We start from the raw sequence: 4793 nt of genomic DNA, 5'->3' as shown, positions 1-4793 counted from the left end.
GGATCTGTTACTATTGCCGGGCCGATCATTTTCAAGACAGTCCGGAATCAAGCAGTACCCCAGAAAACACTGTCCGGCGGCAAGGGCGTCTCTGTTGTATAGGGCGCTCTCCTTGGCGGTATTGGTTTTATAGTCAATGGCCGTGCGGGCGGTGATGGTCTTCTCAGGCTGGGCAGATACAAAATTGCAGTCACGCTGATCGCCCCTGAGCTGCTTGTACTGCTTATCCTCCTGTTTAAGCTCCTTCTTCAGGAAATTTAACAGGGGGCGCCGGTTTTGCTTTTCATAATGGAGGGACATGGGGGCCGGAAGAGTCTCCTCACCATCCCGGGTCAAAGGAAGAAAATCACTGAACACCGTCATGTTTTCCTGGAAAAACAGATTGAGAGTGTCCGGCTCCAGATCCTCTCTGCCATAAAGGGAACAGACAGCGCCCATTACAGTGCTGCCGGGAATATAATCAAGAGTCTCGGATACAAATGCCGCAGCATTGCTGCCCCCGATAATAACGTCGTCCAGAGTCTCCAGAACAAAATACTTCTTCATGCTTAAGCCCTCTCAACCTTGATGACGCACTGTCCGAAACCGCGGGTGCGCTTGCCGCCCAGCTCCGTAATCAGAGCAGCCACCTGATTAAGCCTGGTAATCAAATCGTCAGAGCCGGAAAAACCCAGACCTTTGATTTTCTCCTCATCAAAAGACAGTTCTCCCGACAAAGTCAGGGGCACCACCACCTCATACTCCCGGAGAGACATATTCCTTGCAGTGCCGGTTTTCGCATCAATGGCAGTGCTTTTTACGGTTCTGTAAAGCTCGTTTGCCGCCTGGGGATTCTTATAGAGATAAGCCTTTACCGCATCGCTGATCTCCAGAGTGCTGAAATGCAGAAGTCCGGGATTGCCAAATCTTCCGGGAGCTTTATTGTCATGCTTGTCCGGCCCCGGCATCCCGAAAAGACAATCCTCCAGGATAATGGTATCTGCAATTTCCCCGAACCACTCATTACGACAGGCGGTCTCAAAGGCATCACGGAACATTCCCTTCACGGTCTTACCAGGAACACAGGGCACCATGACGAAAGACTCCTGTTCCCCCCTCTTTTGACCGGTCTTGCCCGAAACATCGGATTCCGTCTCTTTGCATTCGACAGCCAGTTTTCTCTTAACCGGGATGGAATCTGCATAAACCCCGGCCTCTCTCCCGGTACCCACAAACCAGTACGACTGGAAACTGATAACAATCTTTGCCGTCATTCCTTAAGCCTCCTTGCCTGATCCTGCGTCCGGGGAACCGTCTTCCCCGTCGGTGTCACCATCACCGTTGATATAGTGATCCAAAACCAGAAAATCATTGATTATGGTTTCCAGCCCGTAACTCGTACGGTAATACCAGTGTTTCCCATCGCTGCCTTCAGCTCTTTCCGTCTCGAATTTCAAAAGACCGACCACCGGATTTTTCTTAAATGATGGATCCATGGTCTTTGCCTGCTCGAAGAGGTGATCGGCATCTTTGAGCCGGCCCTGAGCAACTTCCGAGAGCATTCTCCGGAATCTGGGAATCACAGATCCGCCATTCTGCTTATGGACGACATCGACAAGTCTTTCCAGAGTAATTTCACCGGCATCATCGACTGACTTCTCGCAGGTGATAAAGCCGTCCACTTTGCCGGTATAGAAATTATCGCCCTGCACTCTTAAACGGAATTTACGCAAACGACTCATGATAGCGCTGATGCTTTCACCGGAGGATTCCGTAAGTCTCACAAAAACTACGGCAGAAGGATTCACTTTGATAGCCCCCTCGGTCGGAGGAATGATGGGATCCGGGAACTTCCGGTTTTTGGCAATTCGAGCGAGTCCCTCCACCAGCCGGACGGAGGTGGCGTAGGGATGCTTTTTCTTCTGGAAGAGAATACCGCCGCTGCTGGTAAGATAGTCCAGTCTGGACCTCCCGGCATTGTTCTTCAGGTACTCGGCAACTCGGGCGCTGCTCTCGAGTTTATTCTTCGTTGCCTCCTTGAAGGCCTTGGCAAAAGCCACGCAGAAATCAGCCGCGCAATCAGGCTGGATCAGCAGAGTAACATCATCGCCGCCCAGAACCAGAGGCCGGAACCGGAGATCGCTCTTCTGGGACATAATACCGTGAATAGCGTCTTTGACGGCTTCGCGGGTGGAGCTTCCCAGCATTTGGGAAATCTCCAGCATTACCTTCGCATATTCAGAACGGGAGACCTGCCATTCCTTGAGAATATTACGCAATGTTATCAGGGTGGATCCCACGCTGTTACCATCCATATGGATAAGGGCGACATCCCCCTGAGCCTCGCTGCCGTCGCCAAATCCGGACAGATTCACCCAATCCATGAACCCTTTCCCCAGACGTTCCGCATCTTCAAGTACTGAACTATTAACATCATCATCTTTGCCGGTAAGATACTTGATGTAAAGAGAAAGTCTTACCTCCCTGTAGTTCGAAGCCAGTCTCTGCATAATGTAATCACCGTCCCCCGGGGTAACTGCAACCTCTCCGGTTTTCGGGGCGGAGGCGCTGCAGGCCGTGGCGAGAGGTAACAGAGTTGTCGGCCGGTTGTTATCAGCGGCCAGCGTGTTAAAAGCTTTCTTCAAAAGATTATGAAAGCCGCCGTTGTCTGAAACATTATCAGAAACAAAGGCATCAGAAAACTGCAGGCCCGGAAGACAGGCATTCACGGAAAGCGTCAGCGCAAAACGGAACCTGAGGAGATTATCATGCCCCTGCTCACCGATAGCATAGCAACTCAGGGATCCGCCCAGATACCTGAAGAACACAATGTTTCCGTTATCCTCAGAAAACTCAGCCCCGGCAGTCTGCGATGATATAAGGTTGGTATCTTTTTCCGGATCCAGTCCCGCAGCCCTGAGAGATTTATAGATAAGACCGTTTCTGTCAGGTCCGATAAGAGCATCCAGCTTGTCGCTGGCATTAATCATGTGCCTCAGTTCGCCAGTCCGGCACAGATAGGCCTGAATAGACTTTGATTCAAAGAGATATATCGAGAGTTGTTCCATTTTGCACCCGTAAAAAAGAGCTTTTGAATTCCGAGCTTCTTTCCTCATTGTTCCTCATTTTCCCGTCCTTGCTTTTGCTGAAAAAGCCCGCAAGGCAGACGGTTCCGAGTCCGGAAAACGAGGGCTGTCAGGAGTGATGGCGTGCCGGATCCGATTATTTTGCGGTCAGACGCGCTGAAAATAATATAAACGCATTATGATTATTATTCAGAAACAACCTTAAAAAATGTGAATCTGCCGGATTTTTTTGAAATGCCGATTTATTAAGTTCATTATATGGACGGTTTTAGTGTGACCGTTGCTGTAATTTCCGGAACAAATGATTTTCGGCAAGTTTTCCGGAAGGCGAAAACCGCTTCCGCAGGCCATGCCGGAAGAAGCGCCAAAGCTCAGACTGAGCCGCTTGCGACATAAAAAGCGAGAAAGATGATTGAGAAGGATAATAAAGTGAGCAAAGCTGACAGGAAGGTTCGGTTCAGGGGCAAAGGAGCTGTTCCGGGCGGAATAATCAGTTCCGGTGTTACGGGCATCACTTCTTTCCCGTCTTCCTTGTCCCCTTCCTTGCAAAAACAGGCTTGCTCTAACAGAATATCATGAAGGAGAAACAGCGGTGATTCTGAAACAGAGAGCCCGGAAAGCGCAAATTAAACGTCAGCCCGGTATCCCGCCAAAATCCTTGATGAGAGAGCGGTAAAGTATCTCAGCTTTTGTTTAGATAACCGTCTCTGCCAGTTTTCGGATCTGCTCCGGCTGACGGCAGAGCATGGGGATGTACTCGTTCTTGTTTGATCTCATAGCTATAGATGGGTAATCTGATCCGGGGGCTGATCCGGTGTTATATTACACTTAAACGCAGTTTTTCCCAACTGGAAATGGTGTTCGAGCATACCGCAAACCGGGCGCATGTGGTTGTAATATTGCCAAATAGGGAGAATACAGATGTTAAAAGCTCTGCCTAACAGTTTTACGGACTTTGCCGCCATTATTGATGAGAATTATGCCTTTGTTGATAAAACCCGTTTTCTTGAGGTTTATGAAAACAGCGGTACTACTGTATCCATGTTTCTAAGACCCCGGCGGTTCGGCAAAACCATGTTTGCCGAACTCCTCCGGTATTACTACGATATCGCCCTGAAGGAGGAAGCTGACAGGCTCTTTAAAGGCAAATATATAGCTTCTCATCCCACGCCCCGGAAAAACTCCTATTACGTGCTGCAATTTGACCTTTCCGGAGTAGACACCCATAGCAGCGACAGTCTGACAAGGTCTTTTATCAAAAAGGTTCTCATAGGCATTGCCGATTTTTTTATAAGGTACCCGAAATCTGTCCGGTGCTTTCTTCCAAATGACGTATCAGAAAGCAGAGATGAATTACGACCTTCTGAGATAACTGCATACTACGAAAATATCTCCAGGTTTCCGGATCCTTCTTTGATAATGCTGGATTTTTTTCTTCGGATAAATGGTTTTGTTCCCTCAGACAAACTCATGGTTATCGTTGACGAATATGATAATTTCAGTAACGGCATTGACATGCTGAGCAGGGCTTTCGGTGATTTTCAGCTGGCAGCCGAAGCAAGACGAATGCTTGCGGGATTTTTTAACACTCTCAGAGCCGGAAATCAGGATCATCTCATTGACAGAATCTATGTAACCGGAGTGGTGCCGATAAACATGGATAATACAGTCTCGGGATTTGTCTCCGAACAGTTAAGCTCCGATCCCCGTTTTAATGAGCTGGCCGGC

Annotated in this window: 4 protein-coding genes; 1 reads left to right on the top strand and 3 read right to left on the bottom strand. The window is 48.9% G+C overall.

Features of this window, described 5'->3' with window-relative positions; genetic code table 11:
• From ACJROR_RS13065 to ACJROR_RS13055, 3 genes are all read right to left on the bottom strand, one after another.
• The coding region (locus ACJROR_RS13065; RefSeq protein ID WP_406547458.1) for an RAMP superfamily CRISPR-associated protein at positions 1-546 on the bottom strand (546 nt) is incomplete at its 3' end.
• 2 nt (positions 547-548) lie between these two features.
• A complete protein-coding gene (locus ACJROR_RS13060; RefSeq protein WP_406547457.1) occupies positions 549-1253 on the bottom strand; it encodes an RAMP superfamily CRISPR-associated protein in 705 nt (234 codons plus the stop codon).
• A gap of 3 nt (positions 1254-1256) precedes the next feature.
• A complete protein-coding gene (locus tag ACJROR_RS13055; RefSeq protein ID WP_406547455.1) occupies positions 1257-3047 on the bottom strand; it encodes a Cas10/Cmr2 second palm domain-containing protein in 1791 nt (596 codons plus the stop codon).
• 939 nt (positions 3048-3986) lie between these two features.
• Between ACJROR_RS13055 and ACJROR_RS13050 the strand changes: the two genes are divergently transcribed.
• On the top strand, positions 3987-4793 hold an 807-nt coding region (locus ACJROR_RS13050; protein WP_406547453.1), incomplete at its 3' end, for an AAA family ATPase.

This window comes from Succinimonas sp. (assembly GCF_045225735.1).
Classification (GTDB): domain Bacteria; phylum Pseudomonadota; class Gammaproteobacteria; order Enterobacterales; family Succinivibrionaceae; genus Succinimonas.
The sequence above is the reverse complement of the archived record's forward strand: the minus strand, read 5'-3'. Positions and strand labels throughout refer to the sequence as shown.